We start from the raw sequence: 16,918 nt of genomic DNA on the forward strand, positions 1-16,918 counted from the left end.
CCGCTGGGTCCGCCGGACGGCCTCCTGGCCGTCCGGCGGATGTCCCTATGCGTCGACGCGGATCACGACCACCAGCGTGCGCGGACCGTGTACCCCTTCGACCCGTTCCAGCTCGATGTCCGACGTGGCCGACGGCCCGCTGATCAGCGTCGTCGGACGCTCCGGCACCAACCGCGCGACCGCCTCCGGAACCCCCACCTCGACGGCCGACAGATCGACGACACACACATGCAGGTCGGGGACGAGCGACAGGGCCCGCCGGCCCTGGTCGGGTGAGCCGTCGAGGAAGATCGTGCCGGTCTCGGCGCAGCCGACGGCCGACGCGGTGACGACTCCGTCCAGCGCGTCGAGCCGGGGCGCCGGGATGTCGGCGGAGTCCTGCTGGACGTCACCGTCGTACGCGCCGAGCCACTGCTCGTCGAGCCCGGCGGGCACCCCGATCCTCCGCGCACCGAGCCCGTCCAGCACCTGGGCGATCACCTCGGCGGTGCGGGCGACCGTGCAGGTGCGCACCTGCGCCTTGTAGTCGACGAGCCGGTCGGTGAAGAGTGCGAGTCGCTCGTCGTCGGGGAGCGTGCGGCCGGTCCGGTAGTCACGCGGGATGGCGGTGTCCGGCGTGGGGGCGAGGGCCAGGGCGTCCCGGACCCGACCGAGCACCGTGGCGCGAGCGTTCGTCACTTCTCCTCCTCGTGCTGGTTCCTGTCGTACTCGTCGGCGGCGGCCCGCATGGTCGCGGCACCCTCGTCCGACGCCAGCCACGTCCGGAAGGACTGGTTCGGCGGCGCCGCGGTGTCACGGCTGTCGCTCCACCCGCTGAACGGCGGCGGCAGATGCGAGATCTTCCCGTCCCGCCCACCGAGCACCCGGCCGAGCCCCGCCGCCTTCTGGGCGGCGGTGAACAGTTTCGGCCTCTTCATCACGCCGGCCGCGGCCTTCATGGCCAGCTTCTCGGCCGTCGTACCGGACTCTTCGGTGTGCTGGTGGCGCAGTTCGACCAGCAGCGACGGGATGTCGATCTTGACGGGGCAGGCATCGAAGCAGGCGCCGCAGAGGCTGGAGGCGTACGGCAGCGAGCTGTTGGGGTCGTCCTTGGCGGCATGCATCCCGGCGAGTTGCGGCGTGAGGACCGCGCCGATGGGTCCGGGATAGGTCGATCCGTACGCGTGACCGCCGGCCCGTTCGTACACCGGGCAGACGTTGAGACAGGCCGAGCAGCGAATGCAGTTGAGCGCCTCGCGCCCGATCCGGTCGGCCAGCGCGGCGGTCCGTCCGTTGTCGAGGAGGACCAGATGGAAATCCTGCGGTCCGTCGCCTGGCGTCACGCCCGTCCACATCGAGGTGTACGGGTTCATCCGCTCCCCGGTCGACGAACGCGGAAGCAACTGCAGGAAGACTTCGAGATCCTGATAGCGCGGCAGCACCTTCTCGATGCCCATGACGGTGATCAGGGTGTCGGGCAGGGTCAGGCACATCCGGCCGTTGCCCTCGGACTCGACGACGGACAGGGTGCCGGTCTCGGCGATCCCGAAGTTGGCGCCCGAGACCGCCACCTTCGTCGTCATGAACTTCTCCCGCAGATAGGCGCGGGCCGCGGCGGCGAGATGTGCGGGCACGTTGTCGAGCCGCGGGTCGACGCCGGGGATCTCCTTGAGGAAGATCTGCCGGATCTCGTCGCGGTTGCGGTGGATGGCGGGCACCAGGATGTGTGACGGTTTGTCGTGGGCGAGCTGCACGATGAGCTCGGCGAGGTCCGTCTCGTACGGGGTGATGCCGGCCGATTCCAGGTGTTCGTTGAGACCGATCTCCTGGGTGGCCATCGACTTGACCTTGATGACCTCCGTGGATCCGGTCGCCCGGACGAGCCGGGTGACGATCTCGTTGGCCTCGACGCCGTCGCGCGCCCAGTGGACGGTACCGCCGCGCTCGGTGACCTGCTGCTCCAGCTGTTCCAGGAGTTCGGGGAGCCGGTTCATGGTGTCGGTCTTGATGGCCGAGCCGGCGTCGCGCAACTGCTCCCAGTCCGGGAGTTCGCCGGTGACGTTCAGGCGCTTGGCGCGGATCGTGTGGGTGGCCTTGCCCAGGTTGCGGCGCAGTTGCTCGTTGCGCAGCTCGTCGTGGGCGGCCGCGGGAAACTTCCGGTCGCCGCGCAGATTGCCCGTCCCGTACGGGGAGCGGGGCGGGGTGGCGGGCATGCCGAGGAAGGTGCTGCTCATCGGACGGCCTCCGTCAGGACGTACGGCGAGGTGCGGGTGGAGGAGAGGATCTGCGCGAGGTGCAGGGTGCGGGTGCCCGACTTGATACGGGAGAGTCCGCCGCCGATGTGCATCAGACAGGACGAGTCCCCGGCGGTGCACACGGCCGCCTTCGTGGTGGCGATATTGCGCATCTTGTCCTGGAGCATCGCGGTCGACGTCTCCGCGTTCTTCACTGCGAAGGTACCGCCGAACCCGCAGCAGGAGTCCGCCTCGGGGAGCTCCACGAGGTCGATGGAGTCGACGGCGCGCAGCAGCTTCAGCGGCTTCTCGCCGACGCGGAGCATCCGCAGGGAGTGGCAGGTGGGGTGGTAGGTGACGCGGTGGGGAAAGTAGGCGCCGACCTCGGTGACGTCGAGGACGTCGACGAGGAACTCCGAGAGCTCGTACGTCTTGGCCTTGACGGTGGCGACACCCGCACGCAGGGCCGTGTCGCCGTATCGCTCGGCGACGATCTCGTGCTGGTGGCGCACGGATCCGGCGCACGATCCCGAAGGCATGACGACGGCGTCGATGGACGGGTCGCCGAACTGCTCGGCGAAGTTCCGCACCAGGGGGACGGGCTCGCGCTGGTAGCCGGTGTTGACGTGCATCTGACCGCAGCAGGTCTGCTCCGGCGGGAACACCACTTCGTGTCCCAGGCGGGCGAGCAGGACCGCGGTGGATTTCACCGCCTCGGGGAAGAGCGTGTCTCCCAGACAGGTGGCGAAGAGTCCGATACGCATGGGGCCTCTCCGATCGTTTCTCTGGCCTTTGTATGGTCGGACCATACTAGCCTCGGTCCGGAAGGTGAAGGGGTCGGGACATGCGAGAGGGGCGGTGCACATGCACACCGCCCCTCGATCGCCCGATGCCCTGCGGGCTATTCCTTCTCGTCCACCAGCGTGCCGTGCAGGCTGCGGATGTGCCGCTCGACCAGATCGGCCGCCTTCGCCCCCTTGCCCGCGCGCACCAGCCGCAGCAGTTCGGCGTGCTGGGCGTTGAGCCCGGCCGCCGTGGCCGGCCAGTCCTCGGCCGCCTCCAGCGCCCGCAGAATCAGCGGACGTACGGACTCACGCACGGCGGAGGTGAGGGTGGAGGTCAGTTCGTTGCCGGAACTGCGGGCGATCTGCACATGGAAGCGGGTGTCCAGATCATTGAACTCGGCCACGCCGACATCCGGCTCCCCCATGCGTATGAGCAGGCGCTCCGCCTCGTCCAGATCCTCGGCGGAGGCGTGGGTGGCTGCCGCTTCGAAGCTGGACCGTTCCAGCACGACGCGCGCTTCGAGGACGTCCTCCAGGCTGTAGCTGCCGAGAGCGAAGTGGAGCCGCAGCAGTCGACCGAGGGCATCGTCGGGGTTGCGCACGATCCGCGCCCCGGCATCCGGGCCGCGGCCGGGCTGGGCGACGAGCACCCCGATCGTCTCCAGCACCCGCAGCGCCTCACGGAGCGCGGATCGGCTGACGCCGAGCACCGGTGCGAGTTCACGCTCGGGCGGCAGCCGGTCCCCCGCCTTGAGCTCTCCCGCGAACACCCGCTCCTCGATGCTCTGGAGCACGAGCTCATGCGTACGGGACTGCCGTACGGGTTGCCACTCGACGGGCACCGTTCACCCCCTGCTTCGGCTTTGCTCCCACTATGTCACACACGCCATGTGGTCGGACCAAAGATTCGGCGCACCACGACTGCCCCCGTCGCCTCCCGCCGCACACGGGACGTGGACAGGTTCGGCTACGCGACACCCGGTGCATTCACGGCGATGTTCCGCCGGACGCCGGGCTCGACCCCTTCGGCATACTTCGCCGACCGGGAAGGAGCCCAGCTCGGCAGGTGAGGCCTCAGTAGGTGACGACGATGCGGCGGGCGGTCCCGTCGACGCGGATGTGTCCGCCGTACGGGATCACCACCTGCGGGTCCGTATGGCCGAGGTCGACGTCGAGGACGGCCGTCGTGTCGGGGGCGTACTCGCTCAACGCGCGCAGGACCGCCTGCCGTTGCTCCGCGCGGAACCGGTCCCCGTCCTCGGCGCCGAGCGGCTGTGCGAACGACCAGCACTTGGCCCGCCCCATGATCAGCGCGGGGAACTGCTGGAGGAGCCCACGCTCTCCCATGCCCCGCAGAATCCTGTAGACCTCGTCGGCGGAGGGCATCTCCTCGGACGTCTCCAGGAAGAGCACGCTGCCGGTGTACTCGTCGACCGGCCGGATCTCACGGTCGGCCATGAGCAGCCACGACAGGATCTCCAGGTTGCCGCCCCAGCCGATCCCTTCGACGACCCGGTCGGCGTTGTGCCAGATCCAGCCGTCGGCGGGTCGCATCCCGGGCTCCGAGTCGAAGGTTCGCGGGTCCTCCCAGGGGCGGTTTACGTGGTCGGTCTCCTTCGCCGGAGTCAGTTCGTAGGTTCCCCGGGTGAAGAGGGCGGCTCGCAAGGAGTCGGCGGTCAGGGGGTGCATCGCGCCGGGGCGTCCGAGTTCGACCATCACCGACCCGCCGTGGTAGCCGACGATGCCCAGGTTCCGGAGGAGGACCAGCAGGTTGGTGTTGTCGCTGTACCCGAAGAACGGCTTGGGGTTGGCGCGCAGGAGCTCGCGGTCCAGGTGCGGAAGAACGGTGATCTGGTCGTCACCGCCGATGCTGGCGATCACCGCCTTGATCTCGGGGTCGGCGAACGCCGCGTGGATATCGGCGGCCCGCTCGGCCGGAGTCGATCCCATGGTGCGCGTCGCCGGATACTCCACCACTTCGAGCCCGAACTCCTCGCGGAGTCTGCGCAGCCCCAACTCGTAGGGCAGGGGCAGGATTCCGGGCAGTCCGGAGGACGGGGAGATGACGGCGACGCGGTCGCCGGGGCGGGGCTTGTCCGGGTAACTGGGTGTCGTCATCCGGCGAGCGTAGGACCAGCCCGTTCCCGGTGTCAGCCGGGTTTCGGCTCAGTCGGCGAACGAGCCGTGGCGGCCCGCACCGCCTCCGAACCGGTCGGCACCGGCCTGGGTCTCACCCGCGGTCAGCGGAACCAGACCGTGCCGGTACTCGGCCGCCAGGGCTTCCTGCTCGGAGAGACCGTACTGTTCGCGCGCGGAGAGCCTGTCGTGACGCAGGCACAGTTGAGGGAACGCGGCGATCTCCCGGGCGAGTTGCTCCGCCGCGTGACGCGCCTGACCGGTCGGCACGAGCCGGTTGGCGAGCCCGAAGTCGTACGCCTCCGCCGCCGGGACCGGGCGACCGGTGAGGATCATGTCCATGGCGCGGCTCTCCCCGATCAGACGCGGCAGGCGCACCGTGCCGCCATCCACCAGGGGAACGCCCCAGCGGCGGCAGAAGACACCGAAGACCGCGTCCTCCTCGACGACGCGCAGATCGCACCAGACGGCGAGTTCCAGGCCGCCGGCCACCGCATGGCCGGAGACTGCGGCGACGACGGGTTTGCTCAGCCGCATCCGGGTGGGACCCATGGGGCCGTCGCCCTCGGCGAGGACCTTGTTGCCGCGTGCCGTGCCGATGCCCTTGAGGTCCGCACCGGCACAGAAGGTGCCGCCCTCGCCCCACAGCACGGCGACGGACGCGTCCGGGTCGGACTCGAAGGTCCGGAAGGCGTCAGCGAGTTGGTCGGCTGTCGGCCCGTCGACGGCATTGCGGACCTCGGGGCGGCTGAGGATCACCGTGAAGACGGGGCCGTCGCGCTCGATCCGTACGGCGGGGTGTCCGGCCGTCATTTTCCCTCCCACAGGGGGTCGCGCAGGGCCCGGCGGAGGATCTTTCCGACCGGCGAGCAGGGGATGGTCTCGACGAAGTGCACGGCCTTGGGCACCTTGTAGCCGGCCAGACGGGCGCGCACATGGTCGCGCAGGGACCCTTCGGAGACCTCGGCACCGGGTCGAAGCGTGACGAAGGCGGTGACGGCCTCGACCCAGGTGGCGTCGGGGGCACCGACGACAGCGCACTGCGCGACCGCGGGGTGGCTCGCGAGGGCGTCCTCGACCTCGCGCGGGTAGACGTTGTAGCCACCCGTGATGATCATGTCGCTGCTGCGGTCGACGAGGTGCAGACAGCCGCGGTCGTCGAAGCGCGCGAGATCCCTGGTGCGGATCCAGCCGTCGCCGGTGAGGCTCGCGGCGGTCAGCTCGGGGGCGTTGTAGTACCCGGCCATGGTGAACGGGGCCTTGACCCGGACCTCGCCGATCGCGCCGGGCGCCACGGGGGCGCCGTCCTCGTCGGTGAGGACGAGCTGCGCGTCGACCGCCGGATACCCGGCGGCACCGAGCAGTTCGCCGCCCTCGGCGTGGTCGTCCTTGTCCAGCACGGTGAGACACAGCGGCGCCTCGGTCTGGCCGAAGTACTGGACGAACCTGGGGCCCCAGGCGTCCAGTGCGTGCTCGATGAGCGGGCGCGGCATCGGGCTGGCCCCGTAGACGACGGTGGACAGCCGGGCGAGGTCCGCGCGTTCGGCCCGCCCGTCGGCGAAGAGCATGCCGAGCATGGTGGGGACGAGGTTGACGGCGGTCACCCCGTAGCGGGCCATGGCCGCCAGGTACTCGTCCGGGTCGAAGCCGCCGAGGACGACGGCCGCGCCGCCCCGCACCCAGTACGGCAGCACGAAGGTGCCGCTGGCGTGGATGAGGGACGCGGCGTGCAGCATCACGTCGTCCCGGCCCGGCGAGACGAGATTGGACAGGATGTTCGCGGTGATCGCGGCGTAGCTCGCCTGGGTGTGCTGGGCCGCCTTGAGCGTGCCGGTGGTGCCGGAGGTGTAGAGAATCAGGATGACGTCGTCCGGCGCGGCGGGCAGCATCGGGTCTGCCGGGCTCGCCTCGCGCATGGCCGCCGGCAGGTCGAGGTGGCCGGCCGCGTCGGGGCTGCCGAGGCAGGCGAGCACCAGCCCCGGTACGGCGGCGGCGAGTTCGATCGCACGCTCGGCACGTTCCGGCCCGTAGACCAGGAGGGTCGCTCCGGTGTCCTGGAGCATGCGGGTGTGTTCGGCGGCGGAGAGCCGGTCGTTGAGGGGGACGCGGGCGGCCCCGGCCTTCAGGCAGGCGAAGTCGACGGAGATGGACCACATCCCGTTGCCGAGGAGCAGCCCGACCCGGTCGCCGCGGCCGACGCCCAGTCCTGCGAGGACGTGGGCCAGGCGGTTGGCAACCTCGTCGACCTCCGCATAGGTGAGGGAACGGTTTTCGAAATGCACGGCGGTACGCCCTGCGAAACGCGCGGCACCGCGGCGAACCAGGTCTACGGCAAGCATGGCCCGGACGATAGACCCGCCACATACAGTCCGTCCAGACTGTATGTGGCGGATCAGGCGTGCCGTACGCTCGCCGACATGCCCGCTCCGCGCCGTACCCAGCAACAACGCCGGGAGGAGACCCGGCTCAGGCTCCTCGACGCCACGATCGGCTGTCTGGTCGACTACGGCTTCGCCGGCACCACGACCCAACGCGTGCAGGAGCGGGCCGGGGTCTCCCGCGGCGCGCTGCTGCACCACTTCGCCTCGAAGGCCGATCTGCTGGCGGCCGCCACGCATCACGTCGCCGAAGTGCGGCTCGCGCACATCCGTACGGAGACGGAGAGCGGCCCGCACGATCGCGAGAAGGGGCTCGCGCTGCTCCGCACCGCGATGTCGGGCCCGCACTTCCTCGCAGGTCTGGAGCTGTGGCTGGCGGCCCGCACCGACCCCGATCTCAGAGCGGCGCTGCTTCCGGCCGAGCGGGACGTGGGCGCGGCTCAGCGTGCGGTGATGGCCGATGTCTTCGGCCCGGAGACGGCGGCGCGCGAGGACTTCGCTCTGCTCTGCGAGTCGCTTCTCGTCCTGCACCGCGGTCTCGCCCTCACCAGTGTGCTGCGCGAGGACCCGGCATTCGACGACGCGTTGCTGAGACTGTGGACGGAGCGGTTTCTGGGGGCTCAGCCCTGAGGCTGCGCGCCCCGCAGATCATGGACGTACCGGTTGAACGAGGCGCCGTCCGCTTCCACGGCCTGCTTGAGGTACGTGAAACCCGCCCGCCGCGCGACGGCCACCGACGCCCTGTTCTCCGGGTCCGCCGCTGGGCCGGCGCACCAACTGCTCTTCCTCGCCCGCCAGATGGGCGTCGACATCGTCCAGACGGAGGTGACAGGGTGACAACACTCCATGACGGACAGCAGATGCTCACCACTTCGGAGGGCACCGCCGTCCGGCCCTGTTCCACCGCGGCAGAACGGCCATGGGACGGGGCGGGGCAAGGTCTCGGAGCCATCCGCCGGCCAACTAGAAGTTGCCCGCGTGCATGTGTTGTGTGGGGTGCTCGAGGATCTCGCTCAGCCACGGGCTGCGGACGGCCGGCAGCCGGGCCAGGGTGCGCTTGAACACTCCATGGTCGATCCGAAACGAGTCATGGACACTCGGTGTGGGCGGGTCGTCGCGAAGGACGTCGTCGGGCATGAGATTCGACGCGGGGACGGGCAGCTGCGGCTCAGGGAAGACCAGCCGGAGCCACACCCCGAACGGCAACGGCACCAGATACGCCCGGGCGGCCGAGGCGGGTGGGGTCCAGACCTCCCCGGTCTGCGGATGGGACGGCACGAGGAGGATATCGGCGTCCGTGTCGGGGGCGGACAGTCCCGGTCCGGCGAGGACGGCGCGCCGCACCGGCGGACCGGCCGGCAGTAGAGCGTCGAGGGCGCGTTGGAACACCTCCGCGGCCAGGCCGTCAGGGACGGCCACCGCCCGGCCTTCCGAAGCCGCCAGGAGGTGGGCGAACGCCCACCCGGCCGCCGCCACCCACCTCGGGCTCCAGGACCACCGGTGGCTCGCCCCGGACAGCGATCCCCACGGGGTGATCGGCTCGAACGGGGACACACCCTTCCCCTCCGCCATCAGCTCCGCCCAGGAGAGCGGTCCGGCGTCGACGCCTTCCACGGGCCGGCAGCGCACGGCGTCCGGGGCGAGCCACACGGCCTGCCAGAGCGAGCAGTCGTCGATCCGGCTCGCCACCGGCAGACCGCACGCCTCGCAGGCCATGTTGGGGCCGTCGGACCCGTCGAGGCCGCAGCAGGCGCCGCCGCGCTTCTCCGGGATCAGCACGGCGCCACGGGTATCCCCGGGTGCGATGACGATCGCACCGGGCGCGCCGTCGGACAGGGCGTGGACCGGCGCGTAGACGCCACGGGCCGCGGCCTCGTCCGGATCGATCCCTTCCCACCTCCGCCACGGCGGCCCCCAGGGCTCCGGTTCCACGGCGAACGTCCCCGGCTCCATGAGCACCGGGAGCTGAAGCCCGTTCCCGTACTGCTGATGGGCATGGACCGGCAGGGCGACCTGGGACAACGGGGCGGTCAGCTCGGCGTCGCACCCCGAACACACGAAAACGAACAAATGTCCTCCGCTCGGGAAACAGGGGCATCGTCGCAGCTCGGCAGCGGCCGGCCAACGTGTTTTCCGTCCGTCCCCTGCCCGCAGCGCAGCCACGGCGTGCGGCATCGACCCCGGCGCGAACGGGTGCCGACCGTCGCCCATCCCGGTGGGTAAGGCGCGGCACGCTGCGGCGGGCGCGGCGCGGCGGTGCGCTCGGTGCTCGCCGCGCGGCCCGGCACCTTCGGTATGGACGCGACGGCGACGGCCGGGCCAAGCCTCGTGCCGTGACGTGGAACAGCACGGAAGAAGTCCTTGTCGACTACATCGATCTCTCCCTCTCGCCGGTCCGCCGCCGCTCAAGTGGCCTATGGTGGTGCGGTGTCAACAGGAATCACCGTGGTCGCGCGCAACATGCGCATCCTCAGAGAGCAGCGCGGGCTGTCGCTGGCCGAACTCGCCCGGCAGGCCGGTCTGGCCAAGCAGACGCTCTCCAAGGTGGAGCTGGGCACCGGCAATCCCACGGTGGAGACGCTCTTCGCGGTCGCGGCGGCCCTCGGGGTGCCGGTGACCCGGCTGGTGGCCGAACGCGAGCAGGTCATGACGGTACGCCGGGGCGGGGACGCCGCCTGGCAGGACCGGTCCGGATACGAGGTCCGGAGTCTCGATCACGTCTACGGTTCCGGTGTCATCGAGAACTACGTGCTGCGGATCCGGGGCGAAGGACGCTCGGAGCCCCACCCGGTGGGCACTCTTGAGCACCTCTACGTCATCAGCGGCCGGGTCAGGGTCGGCCCGGAGGACAGTCCGGTGGAGCTGGTCGCCGGTGACTTCGTACGTTTCCCGGGCGACCGTCCGCATCTGTACGCCTCCCTCGAAGGGGAGAGCGTGGTGCACATCGTGGTGAGCGTGCCCCGGGTCCAGCCGGGCACCGGCGGCGGGCACGGTGGTGTCCGGCGCGGAGGCGGCGCCCCCGCCGAGGGCTGAAGCCGACGACTGGGCGCCGGAGCCGGGATCCCGGCGGCGGGCGCGGCATTCCGCGTCGGCACCGGATCTCCGGACGGTGTGCGAGCGAGTCAGGCGGCCGCGGACCCCGCCGGGTGGCGGCGGCCGCGCGAGCGGGCCGTGGTGCCCAGTTCCCTGGCCGCCTCGAAGGCGACCCGGCGCAGCTCCGGTGCGACCCGGGCGGGCTCGAAGCGGTGCAGTGCGCCGGAGACCGAGATCGCGGCGACCGGCCGGCCGGCCGCGCCGATGACCGGCACCGCCACGCATGTGACTCCCGGCAGGATCTCCTCCCGGTCGTACGCGATCCCGTCCCGCCGGACCCGGGCCAGTTCGGCCCGGAAGTCCGCCGGGTCGGTCACCGAGTGCTCCGTCGGCGCGGGCAGTCCCTGCGCGATGGCGAGCTCCGCCGCGTCGTGGTCGAAGGCGAGCAGCGCCTTGCCGACCGCGGTGCAGGACGCGGGCAGCCGCGAGCCGATCCGGGTGGACGTACGGGCCCGGCGGTGGCCGTGCAGCTTGTTGACGTACATGACGTCCGTGCGGTGCAGCACCGCCAGATGCACGGTCTCCTGGGTGAGGACGTACAGCTCGGTCAGGAACGGCAGCAGCCGATCCTGCAGCATCAGCGGCGTCGGGCCGTAGACCCGGCGGCCGATGTCGAAGAGCTGGGGCCCGAGCCGGTAGCTGCTCCCGACGCGCTCGACCACATCGTTGCGCTGGAGGATGCCGAGCAGCCGGAACGCGGTCGACTTGGTGAGTTGCGTGCGGCGGGCGAGCTCGCTGACACCGACCTCGCGGTCCTCCTCGGCCAGCGACATCAGCAGGGTCAGCGCCTTGTCCACGGCGGTCTGCTGATCCTGCGAGGGACCGGTCTCCGAGGGGCTCCCGGCATCGGTGATCGAGGTGGGGTCGAGCATGTTCGCCTCCGCACATTCTCCGGCGACCACTTCAGTGGACGTGCGTCCACTTTAGATGACTGTTTCGGCAGCGTGAACAGCAAAGGCTCACCGAAACGGAGAAAGGGGTGCCTCGTATGTCACACCTGAGGGAATGACGAAGCGTCGCCTCATCCACGGATCCGGGCCGATGCGGCCGCTCCCGTCCACCCCGGCCAGGGGACCGCCCCGGTCAAGGCCGGACGATCACCTTCCCCGTGACCTCACCATCGATCATGGCCCGGAAGCCCTCGTGGATGCCGGTCAGCGGGATCTCCCGGTCGATCCGGGGCCGCACCCCGGTGCTCTCCATGAACCGCAGCAGCGACACGAACTCCTGGCGGGTCCCGCCTGTGGAGCCCAGCACCCGCTGCTGGAGATAGAAGACCCGGTTCAGATCGGCCGGCGGGTTGGCCCCGCTGGTCGCTCCGGCCACCACCACCGTGCCGCCGGCGCGCAGCGACCGCAGGGAGTGGGCCCAGGTGGCCTCGCCCACCGTCTCCACGACCACGTCGACCTTCTCCGGCAGCCGCTCCCCCGTCGGTACGGCCACATGCGCCCCCATCTCCAGGGCCGCGTCCAGCTTCGTCCTCGACCGGCTGGTCGCGTACACCCTGGCACCGGCGGCCCGCGCCAGGGCGATGGCCGCCGAGGCCACACCGCCGCCCGCGCCCTGCACCAGCACCCGGTCGCCGGGACGCACCTGGGCCTGGGTGAACAGCATCCGGTACGCCGTCAGCCAGGCCACCGGCAGACAGGCCGCCTCCGCGAAGGACAGCGCGGCCGGCTTGGGGATCAGATTCCGCCGCGGTACGCACAGGAGCTCGGCGAACGCCCCGTCGTGCCGCTCCGACAGCAGCGCCCGACCGGGGTCCAGGGTCTCGTCGCCGCCTCCGGCCTGCGGGTCGCCGATCACCGGGTGGACGACGACCTCGTTGCCGTCCTCGTCGTACCCGGCCGCGTCACAGCCCAGCACCATCGGCAGCCGGTCCGCGGGATGGCCGACACCGCGCAGCGTCCAGATGTCGTGATGGTTCAGCGCGGCCGCGACCACCCGGACCACCGTCCAGCCGGGCGGGGCCACCGGAGCGGGGACTTCGCGCAGCTCCAGCCCACCGATCGGATCGGCAGGGTCCTGGTGTACGGCGACGGCGGCGAGCATCGGTCCTCCTGGAGCGGGGCGTCATCGGATTCGGCGCACAGAGTGCGCACCGGCGCGGAGCGCGGAACACCGAGCCTTGCCGGACCCGGCATCCGGCGGCCAGCGGTCGTGCCGGAAAGCGGCACGGTCATCCGGTGAACCCGCTGCGCGCCCGCAGCAGGTGCGGTCGGGGCGCCGGACGGCGTGACCGGGACGTGTTCCACAGGGCGGCACAACGCATGGCAGCGCCGTCCGGGACGTCGTCTGCTGGATCCCGCCCGTACGGACCGACAGCCCGTCCGGCCCTCGCCCGTACACCCTGACCAGACCTGAAGGGACGGCCCGTCATGCAACTCAGCGGACTGGGATACTTCGGACTCCGAACCCGGCGCGTCGACCAATGGCGCACCTTCGTCGAGAACGTGCTCGGCCTGTCGGCACAGACCACCGAGGACGGGCTGCGGCTGCGCGCGGACGACCGGTCCTGGCGCATCGCCCTGCACGAGGCCGACACCGAGGAGTTCGGCTATGTCGGCTGGGAGGTGCCCGGACCCGCCGAACTGGCCGCGGCCGCAGCTGAACTGGCAGCCGCCGGAGTCGAAGTGACGCACGCCGACGAGCGGTTGCTGCGCGACCGCGATGTGCTCGGCCTGGTCCACGTCGCGGACCCCAACGGCGTCCGCGTCGAGATCTTCTACGGTGCCCGGACCGCCGTCACCCCGTTCGTCTCACCGACCGGCGCCCGCTTCGTCACCGGCGAACAGGGCCTCGGCCACGTGGTGTTCTCGGTCGACGACTACGCGGCCACGCTCCGGTTCTACACGGAGCTGCTCGGCTTCCGGCTCTCCGACTTCTGCGACCTCGGCCGCAAGCGCATCGCGTTCCTGCACACCAATCCGCGTCACCACTCGCTGGCCTTCGCCGGACTCGTCATCGAGCCCGAGCGCAAGCCCCGCAAGGACGTCGAGCCGGGCGAGCTGTTCCACTTCATGCTCGAGGTCGACGACCTCGACACCGTCGGCCATGCCTACGACCGCTGTCTGGACGGCGCCGCACCGGTCGCCCTGACCCTCGGCCGGCACAGCAACGACAAGATGCTCTCCTTCTACGCGATCACGCCCTCCGGCTTCGAGATCGAGTACGGCCACGGCGCGATCACCGTCGCCGACCCGTGGACCGCGACCCGCGTCGACGGCACCAGTCTGTGGGGCCACCACCGTCCGCCCGAGCCCGCTCCCGCCGTTCCCCCGGCCGCGGCCGCCCCGGAAGGAGCGAAGGCGTGAACGCTCTGAACCGCACCCCCGCGCCCTCCGTCGACGTCAGCGAGTACTTCGACATCGACCACGGCCTCGTCGATCGCGGGATCTTCAGCGACAGCGGGCTCTACCAGCAGGAACTGCGCCGTGTCTTCGCGCCCAGCTGGCTGTTCCTGGCCCACGAGTCCCAGTTCAAGAAGCCCGGCGACTTCTTCAGCACGTACATGGGTGAGGACCCGGTCATCGTGACCATGGGCAAGGACCGGCGCGTCCGGGCCTTCCTCAACGCCTGCCGGCACCGCGGTATGCGGGTCTGCCGCGCCGACGCGGGCGCCACCAAGGCGTTCACCTGCAGCTACCACGGGTGGGCGTACGACACCTCGGGCAAGCTGATCAACGTCCCCAACCGCGAGGGCTACCCGGCCGACTTCGACGAGAGTCGCTGGGGTCTGACCGAGGTCGCCCAGCTGGACACGTACAAGGGACTGATCTTCGCCACCTGGAACCCGGACGCCCCCACGCTGGCCGAGGCGCTCGGCGGCATGACCTGGTACATGGACGCCATGCTCGACCGCGACCCGGAGGGCACCGAGGTCGTCGGCGGTGTCCACAAGTGGGTGCTGGAGGGCAACTGGAAGCTGGCGGCCGAGCAGTTCTCGTCCGACTGGTACCACGTCAACATCTCGCACGCCTCCGCGCTGATGGTCATGTCTCCCACCGGCAAGGGGCCCAAGGCGGAAATCGTGCAGACCCCGGGCCGCCAGTACACCGACCCGAACGGGCACGGCGCCGGCTTCCCGACACACCCCAAGAGCCGGTTCGACGACCGGGTGGTGCACGAGTACTACGACTACGACCGGCTGCGCGAACGCCTCGGCAAGGAACGCGTCGAAGGTCCGATGACGACCGGGCACGCCAATGTCTTCCCCAACTTCTCCTATCTGCCCGTCAACGGCAGCATCCGCGTCTGGCACCCCAAGGGGCCGGACAAGATGGAGGTCTGGGCCTGGACGATCGTCGACAAGTCGATGCCCGACGAGGTCAAGAACGCCCAGCGGCTCTACAACCTTCGCACCTTCGGACCCACCGGCATCTTCGAGCAGGACGACGGCGAGAACTGGAGCGAGGTCCAGGCCACCGCACACGGATTCATGGCCGGCGGCATGACGCTCAACTACCAGATGGGCGTCGGGATGGGGGCCGAGGACGGCGTCCACCCCGGCACCACCGGTCACCTGTACTCCGACGGGGCCGCCCGTGGCTTCTACGCCCGCTGGCGCGACCTGATGAACACCCCGGCCTGGCACGAGAAGGCAGCTGAAGAACGATGAACACCACCGACCACGCAGTCCGGGTCGCCTCCGTCGGCGACATCGAGGAGGGCGAAGCCCTCCAGGTGCCCGCCGAGCGGACCGGACACAGCGACACCATCGCCGTCTTCCACGACGGCGGCGCCTACTACGCACTCGACGACACCTGCTCGCACGGCCAGGCGTCCCTCGCCGACGGCTGGATCGAGGACGGCGAGGTCGAGTGCCCGCTGCACAGCGCGCGCTTCTGCCTCAGGACCGGCGAGCCGCAGTGCATGCCCGCCACGCTCGCCGCCCGGACCCACAAGGTCGAGGTGCGCGAGGGCGAGATCTGGCTGCACCCCGGTCAGGAGCCCACCGCATGAAGAGGATCGCCCTGGTGGGCGCGGGCATCTCCGCCGTCTCCACCTGCGACGCGCTGCGCTCCGGCGGCTACGACGGCGAGATCGTCCTGCTGAGCAACGAGGAGGGCGTCCCGTACGACCGTCCACCGCTCAGCAAGGACGTCCTGCTCGGCAGGGCCACCGTCCGCGACGATGTGGCGCTGCGACCGGCCGACTGGTACGAGAAGCAGCGCATCGAGCTGCGGCCCGGAACCGCCGTGACGGCGCTGCGCCCCGACGAGGGCGTACTGGAGCTGGCCGACGGCACCGAGCTGACGGCCGACCGGATCGTCCTCGCCACCGGCGGCACCGCCCGCACCCTGCCGGTGTCGGGCGCCGACGACCCCGCCGTGCACACCCTGCGTACGTGGACCGAGGCCGAACTCCTGCGTACCCGGCTCACCCCGGGGGCCCGGATCGCCGTCATCGGTGCCGGTCTCATCGGCGCCGAGACCGCAGCGGTCGCGGCCGGGCTGGGCTGCCGGGTCACGCTCATCGATCCGGTGCCCGTGCCGCTGACCACCGTCGTCGGACCCGACATCGCCGGTGCGCTGCACGACCGGCACCGCACCGAGGGCATCGAGGTCGTCACGGGCGGCGTCGAGCGCATCGACCGGGCACCCGGCGCCGACGAGGTCACCGTCACCGTGGGCGGCCACGCCTCGCCGATCAGCGCCGACACGGTCGTCGTCGGCATCGGGATCCGGCCGGACATCTCGCTCGCCGAGGCCGCCGGGCTCACCGTCGACAACGGCATCGTCGTGGACGCCACCCAGCGCACCTCGCACCCGCGGGTCTACGCGGTCGGGGACGTCGCGCGCCGGGCGGACCACCCGGTGCGGCACGAGCACTGGGACGCCGCGCAGCACGGCGGGCGGGCCGCGGCCGCCGCACTGCTCGGGGCGAACACACCGGCCGAACCGGCCTCGTGGTTCTGGTCCGACCGCTACGGCAGCCGCCTGGAGGCGGTCGGCTCGATGGCCGACGCCGAGGAGACCGTACGCCGCGGCGAGGTGCGGTCCGGTGCGTTCACCGTGTTCGGGCTGAACGCGGGACGGGTGGTCGCCGCCGCGGCGATCGACCGGCCCAAGGACATCAAGGCCGCGCAGCGGCTGATCGCCCGCGCCGTCGCGGTCACCCCGCAACGGCTGGCCGACGAGTCCGCGGAGCTGCGCGCCCTGCTGCGCGGCTGACCGCGGTCACGACCGCTCACCCGCCGTCCGGAAGGTCGGCCGCATCCCCTGCCGGGACCGTGCCACGGACCGGCACACCCGCTCCCCGCACCCGCCGCCGTGCGATGGGATAGCCGACGCAGCGCGGCCCGCAAGGAGGA

General features: G+C 71.0%; 17 protein-coding genes. 6 read left to right on the top strand and 11 right to left on the bottom strand.

The window, feature by feature from the left end:
• Positions 1–45: 45 nt before the first annotated feature.
• The 7 genes from ACFU6I_RS08855 to ACFU6I_RS08885 form a co-directional block, all read right to left on the bottom strand.
• Entirely contained in the window at positions 46–678 is a 633-nt protein-coding gene (locus ACFU6I_RS08855) for a lactate utilization protein C (protein ID WP_384363167.1), read from the bottom strand.
• Positions 675–2,213, bottom strand: coding sequence for a LutB/LldF family L-lactate oxidation iron-sulfur protein (locus ACFU6I_RS08860; protein WP_384363169.1), 1,539 nt, complete (start codon positions 2,211–2,213; stop codon positions 675–677). The genes ACFU6I_RS08855 and ACFU6I_RS08860 overlap by 4 nt, the downstream gene beginning before the upstream one ends.
• On the bottom strand, positions 2,210–2,977 hold the full coding sequence (locus tag ACFU6I_RS08865; protein ID WP_384363171.1) for a (Fe-S)-binding protein: 768 nt from the start codon (positions 2,975–2,977) through the stop codon (positions 2,210–2,212). Before ACFU6I_RS08865 ends, ACFU6I_RS08860 begins: the two co-directional genes overlap by 4 nt.
• A gap of 137 nt (positions 2,978–3,114) precedes the next feature.
• Complete coding sequence (locus tag ACFU6I_RS08870) at positions 3,115–3,840, bottom strand: FadR/GntR family transcriptional regulator (RefSeq protein ID WP_384363173.1); 726 nt, start codon at positions 3,838–3,840, stop codon at positions 3,115–3,117.
• A 232-nt stretch (positions 3,841–4,072) separates the two neighbouring features.
• Positions 4,073–5,116 (bottom strand): S66 peptidase family protein, encoded by a 1,044-nt coding sequence (locus tag ACFU6I_RS08875; protein ID WP_384363175.1) that lies wholly within the window; start codon positions 5,114–5,116, stop codon positions 4,073–4,075.
• A 48-nt stretch (positions 5,117–5,164) separates the two neighbouring features.
• Complete coding sequence (locus ACFU6I_RS08880) at positions 5,165–5,947, bottom strand: crotonase/enoyl-CoA hydratase family protein (RefSeq protein WP_384363177.1); 783 nt, start codon at positions 5,945–5,947, stop codon at positions 5,165–5,167.
• Positions 5,944–7,473, bottom strand: a complete 1,530-nt coding sequence (locus ACFU6I_RS08885) for an AMP-binding protein (protein WP_384363179.1) — start codon at positions 7,471–7,473, stop codon at positions 5,944–5,946. Before ACFU6I_RS08885 ends, ACFU6I_RS08880 begins: the two co-directional genes overlap by 4 nt.
• A 78-nt stretch (positions 7,474–7,551) precedes the next feature.
• Here ACFU6I_RS08885 and ACFU6I_RS08890 point away from each other — a divergent pair, with 78 nt between their 5' ends.
• The gene (locus ACFU6I_RS08890) at positions 7,552–8,142 is read left to right on the top strand and encodes a TetR/AcrR family transcriptional regulator (protein ID WP_384363181.1); all 591 of its coding nucleotides are present in this window, start codon (positions 7,552–7,554) and stop codon (positions 8,140–8,142) included.
• Here ACFU6I_RS08890 and ACFU6I_RS08895 read toward each other — a convergent pair.
• Together ACFU6I_RS08895 and ACFU6I_RS08900 are read right to left on the bottom strand one after the other, a co-directional pair.
• Complete coding sequence (locus tag ACFU6I_RS08895) at positions 8,133–8,324, bottom strand: hypothetical protein (RefSeq protein WP_384363183.1); 192 nt, start codon at positions 8,322–8,324, stop codon at positions 8,133–8,135. The two genes, ACFU6I_RS08890 and ACFU6I_RS08895, sit on opposite strands and share 10 nt — an antisense overlap.
• A 151-nt stretch (positions 8,325–8,475) precedes the next feature.
• A complete protein-coding gene (locus tag ACFU6I_RS08900; RefSeq protein WP_384363185.1) occupies positions 8,476–9,582 on the bottom strand; it encodes a hypothetical protein in 1,107 nt (368 codons plus the stop codon).
• Positions 9,583–9,939: 357 nt separating this feature from the next.
• On the opposite strand from ACFU6I_RS08900, the gene ACFU6I_RS08905 reads away from it, so the two are divergent.
• Entirely contained in the window at positions 9,940–10,545 is a 606-nt protein-coding gene (locus ACFU6I_RS08905; protein WP_384363187.1) for a helix-turn-helix domain-containing protein, read from the top strand.
• Positions 10,546–10,634: 89 nt separating this feature from the next.
• Here ACFU6I_RS08905 and ACFU6I_RS08910 read toward each other — a convergent pair whose 3' ends face one another.
• Positions 10,635–11,477: an IclR family transcriptional regulator gene (locus ACFU6I_RS08910; protein WP_384363189.1), complete on the bottom strand. Its 843-nt coding sequence runs from the start codon at positions 11,475–11,477 to the stop codon at positions 10,635–10,637.
• A gap of 211 nt (positions 11,478–11,688) precedes the next feature.
• On the bottom strand, positions 11,689–12,657 hold the full coding sequence (locus tag ACFU6I_RS08915; protein ID WP_384363191.1) for a zinc-binding dehydrogenase: 969 nt from the start codon (positions 12,655–12,657) through the stop codon (positions 11,689–11,691).
• 326 nt (positions 12,658–12,983) lie between these two features.
• Between ACFU6I_RS08915 and ACFU6I_RS08920 the strand changes: the two genes are divergently transcribed.
• From ACFU6I_RS08920 to ACFU6I_RS08935, 4 genes are read left to right on the top strand one after another with little or no spacing between them, the layout of a single operon-like run.
• The gene (locus tag ACFU6I_RS08920) at positions 12,984–13,919 is read left to right on the top strand and encodes a VOC family protein (protein WP_384363193.1); all 936 of its coding nucleotides are present in this window, start codon (positions 12,984–12,986) and stop codon (positions 13,917–13,919) included.
• Positions 13,916–15,223: an aromatic ring-hydroxylating dioxygenase subunit alpha gene (locus tag ACFU6I_RS08925; protein WP_384363195.1), complete on the top strand. Its 1,308-nt coding sequence runs from the start codon at positions 13,916–13,918 to the stop codon at positions 15,221–15,223. Before ACFU6I_RS08920 ends, ACFU6I_RS08925 begins: the two co-directional genes overlap by 4 nt.
• Entirely contained in the window at positions 15,220–15,567 is a 348-nt protein-coding gene (locus ACFU6I_RS08930; RefSeq protein ID WP_384363197.1) for a bifunctional 3-phenylpropionate/cinnamic acid dioxygenase ferredoxin subunit, read from the top strand. Before ACFU6I_RS08925 ends, ACFU6I_RS08930 begins: the two co-directional genes overlap by 4 nt.
• Complete coding sequence (locus tag ACFU6I_RS08935; protein ID WP_384363199.1) at positions 15,564–16,778, top strand: NAD(P)/FAD-dependent oxidoreductase; 1,215 nt, start codon at positions 15,564–15,566, stop codon at positions 16,776–16,778. The genes ACFU6I_RS08930 and ACFU6I_RS08935 overlap by 4 nt, the downstream gene beginning before the upstream one ends.
• Positions 16,779–16,918: the final 140 nt, after the last annotated feature.

Source organism: Streptomyces sp. NPDC057486 (assembly GCF_042802415.1).
In the GTDB taxonomy this organism is placed as follows: domain Bacteria; phylum Actinomycetota; class Actinomycetes; order Streptomycetales; family Streptomycetaceae; genus Streptomyces; species Streptomyces yanii.

Bases quoted from the DNA above. Each gene is read 5' to 3' on its own strand.
- ACFU6I_RS08890 (WP_384363181.1), top strand. From the start codon at position 7,552: ATGCCCGCTCCGCGCCGTACCCAGCAACAACGCCGGGAGGAGACCCGG.
- ACFU6I_RS08910 (WP_384363189.1), bottom strand. From the start codon at position 11,477: ATGCTCGACCCCACCTCGATCACCGATGCCGGGAGCCCCTCGGAGACC.
- ACFU6I_RS08885 (WP_384363179.1), bottom strand. From the start codon at position 7,473: ATGCTTGCCGTAGACCTGGTTCGCCGCGGTGCCGCGCGTTTCGCAGGG.
- ACFU6I_RS08930 (WP_384363197.1), top strand. From the start codon at position 15,220: ATGAACACCACCGACCACGCAGTCCGGGTCGCCTCCGTCGGCGACATC.
- ACFU6I_RS08875 (WP_384363175.1), bottom strand. From the start codon at position 5,116: ATGACGACACCCAGTTACCCGGACAAGCCCCGCCCCGGCGACCGCGTC.
- ACFU6I_RS08865 (WP_384363171.1), bottom strand. From the start codon at position 2,977: ATGCGTATCGGACTCTTCGCCACCTGTCTGGGAGACACGCTCTTCCCC.
- ACFU6I_RS08895 (WP_384363183.1), bottom strand. From the start codon at position 8,324: ATGTCGACGCCCATCTGGCGGGCGAGGAAGAGCAGTTGGTGCGCCGGC.
- ACFU6I_RS08920 (WP_384363193.1), top strand. From the start codon at position 12,984: ATGCAACTCAGCGGACTGGGATACTTCGGACTCCGAACCCGGCGCGTC.
- ACFU6I_RS08880 (WP_384363177.1), bottom strand. From the start codon at position 5,947: ATGACGGCCGGACACCCCGCCGTACGGATCGAGCGCGACGGCCCCGTC.
- ACFU6I_RS08915 (WP_384363191.1), bottom strand. From the start codon at position 12,657: ATGCTCGCCGCCGTCGCCGTACACCAGGACCCTGCCGATCCGATCGGT.
- ACFU6I_RS08860 (WP_384363169.1), bottom strand. From the start codon at position 2,213: ATGAGCAGCACCTTCCTCGGCATGCCCGCCACCCCGCCCCGCTCCCCG.
- ACFU6I_RS08935 (WP_384363199.1), top strand. From the start codon at position 15,564: ATGAAGAGGATCGCCCTGGTGGGCGCGGGCATCTCCGCCGTCTCCACC.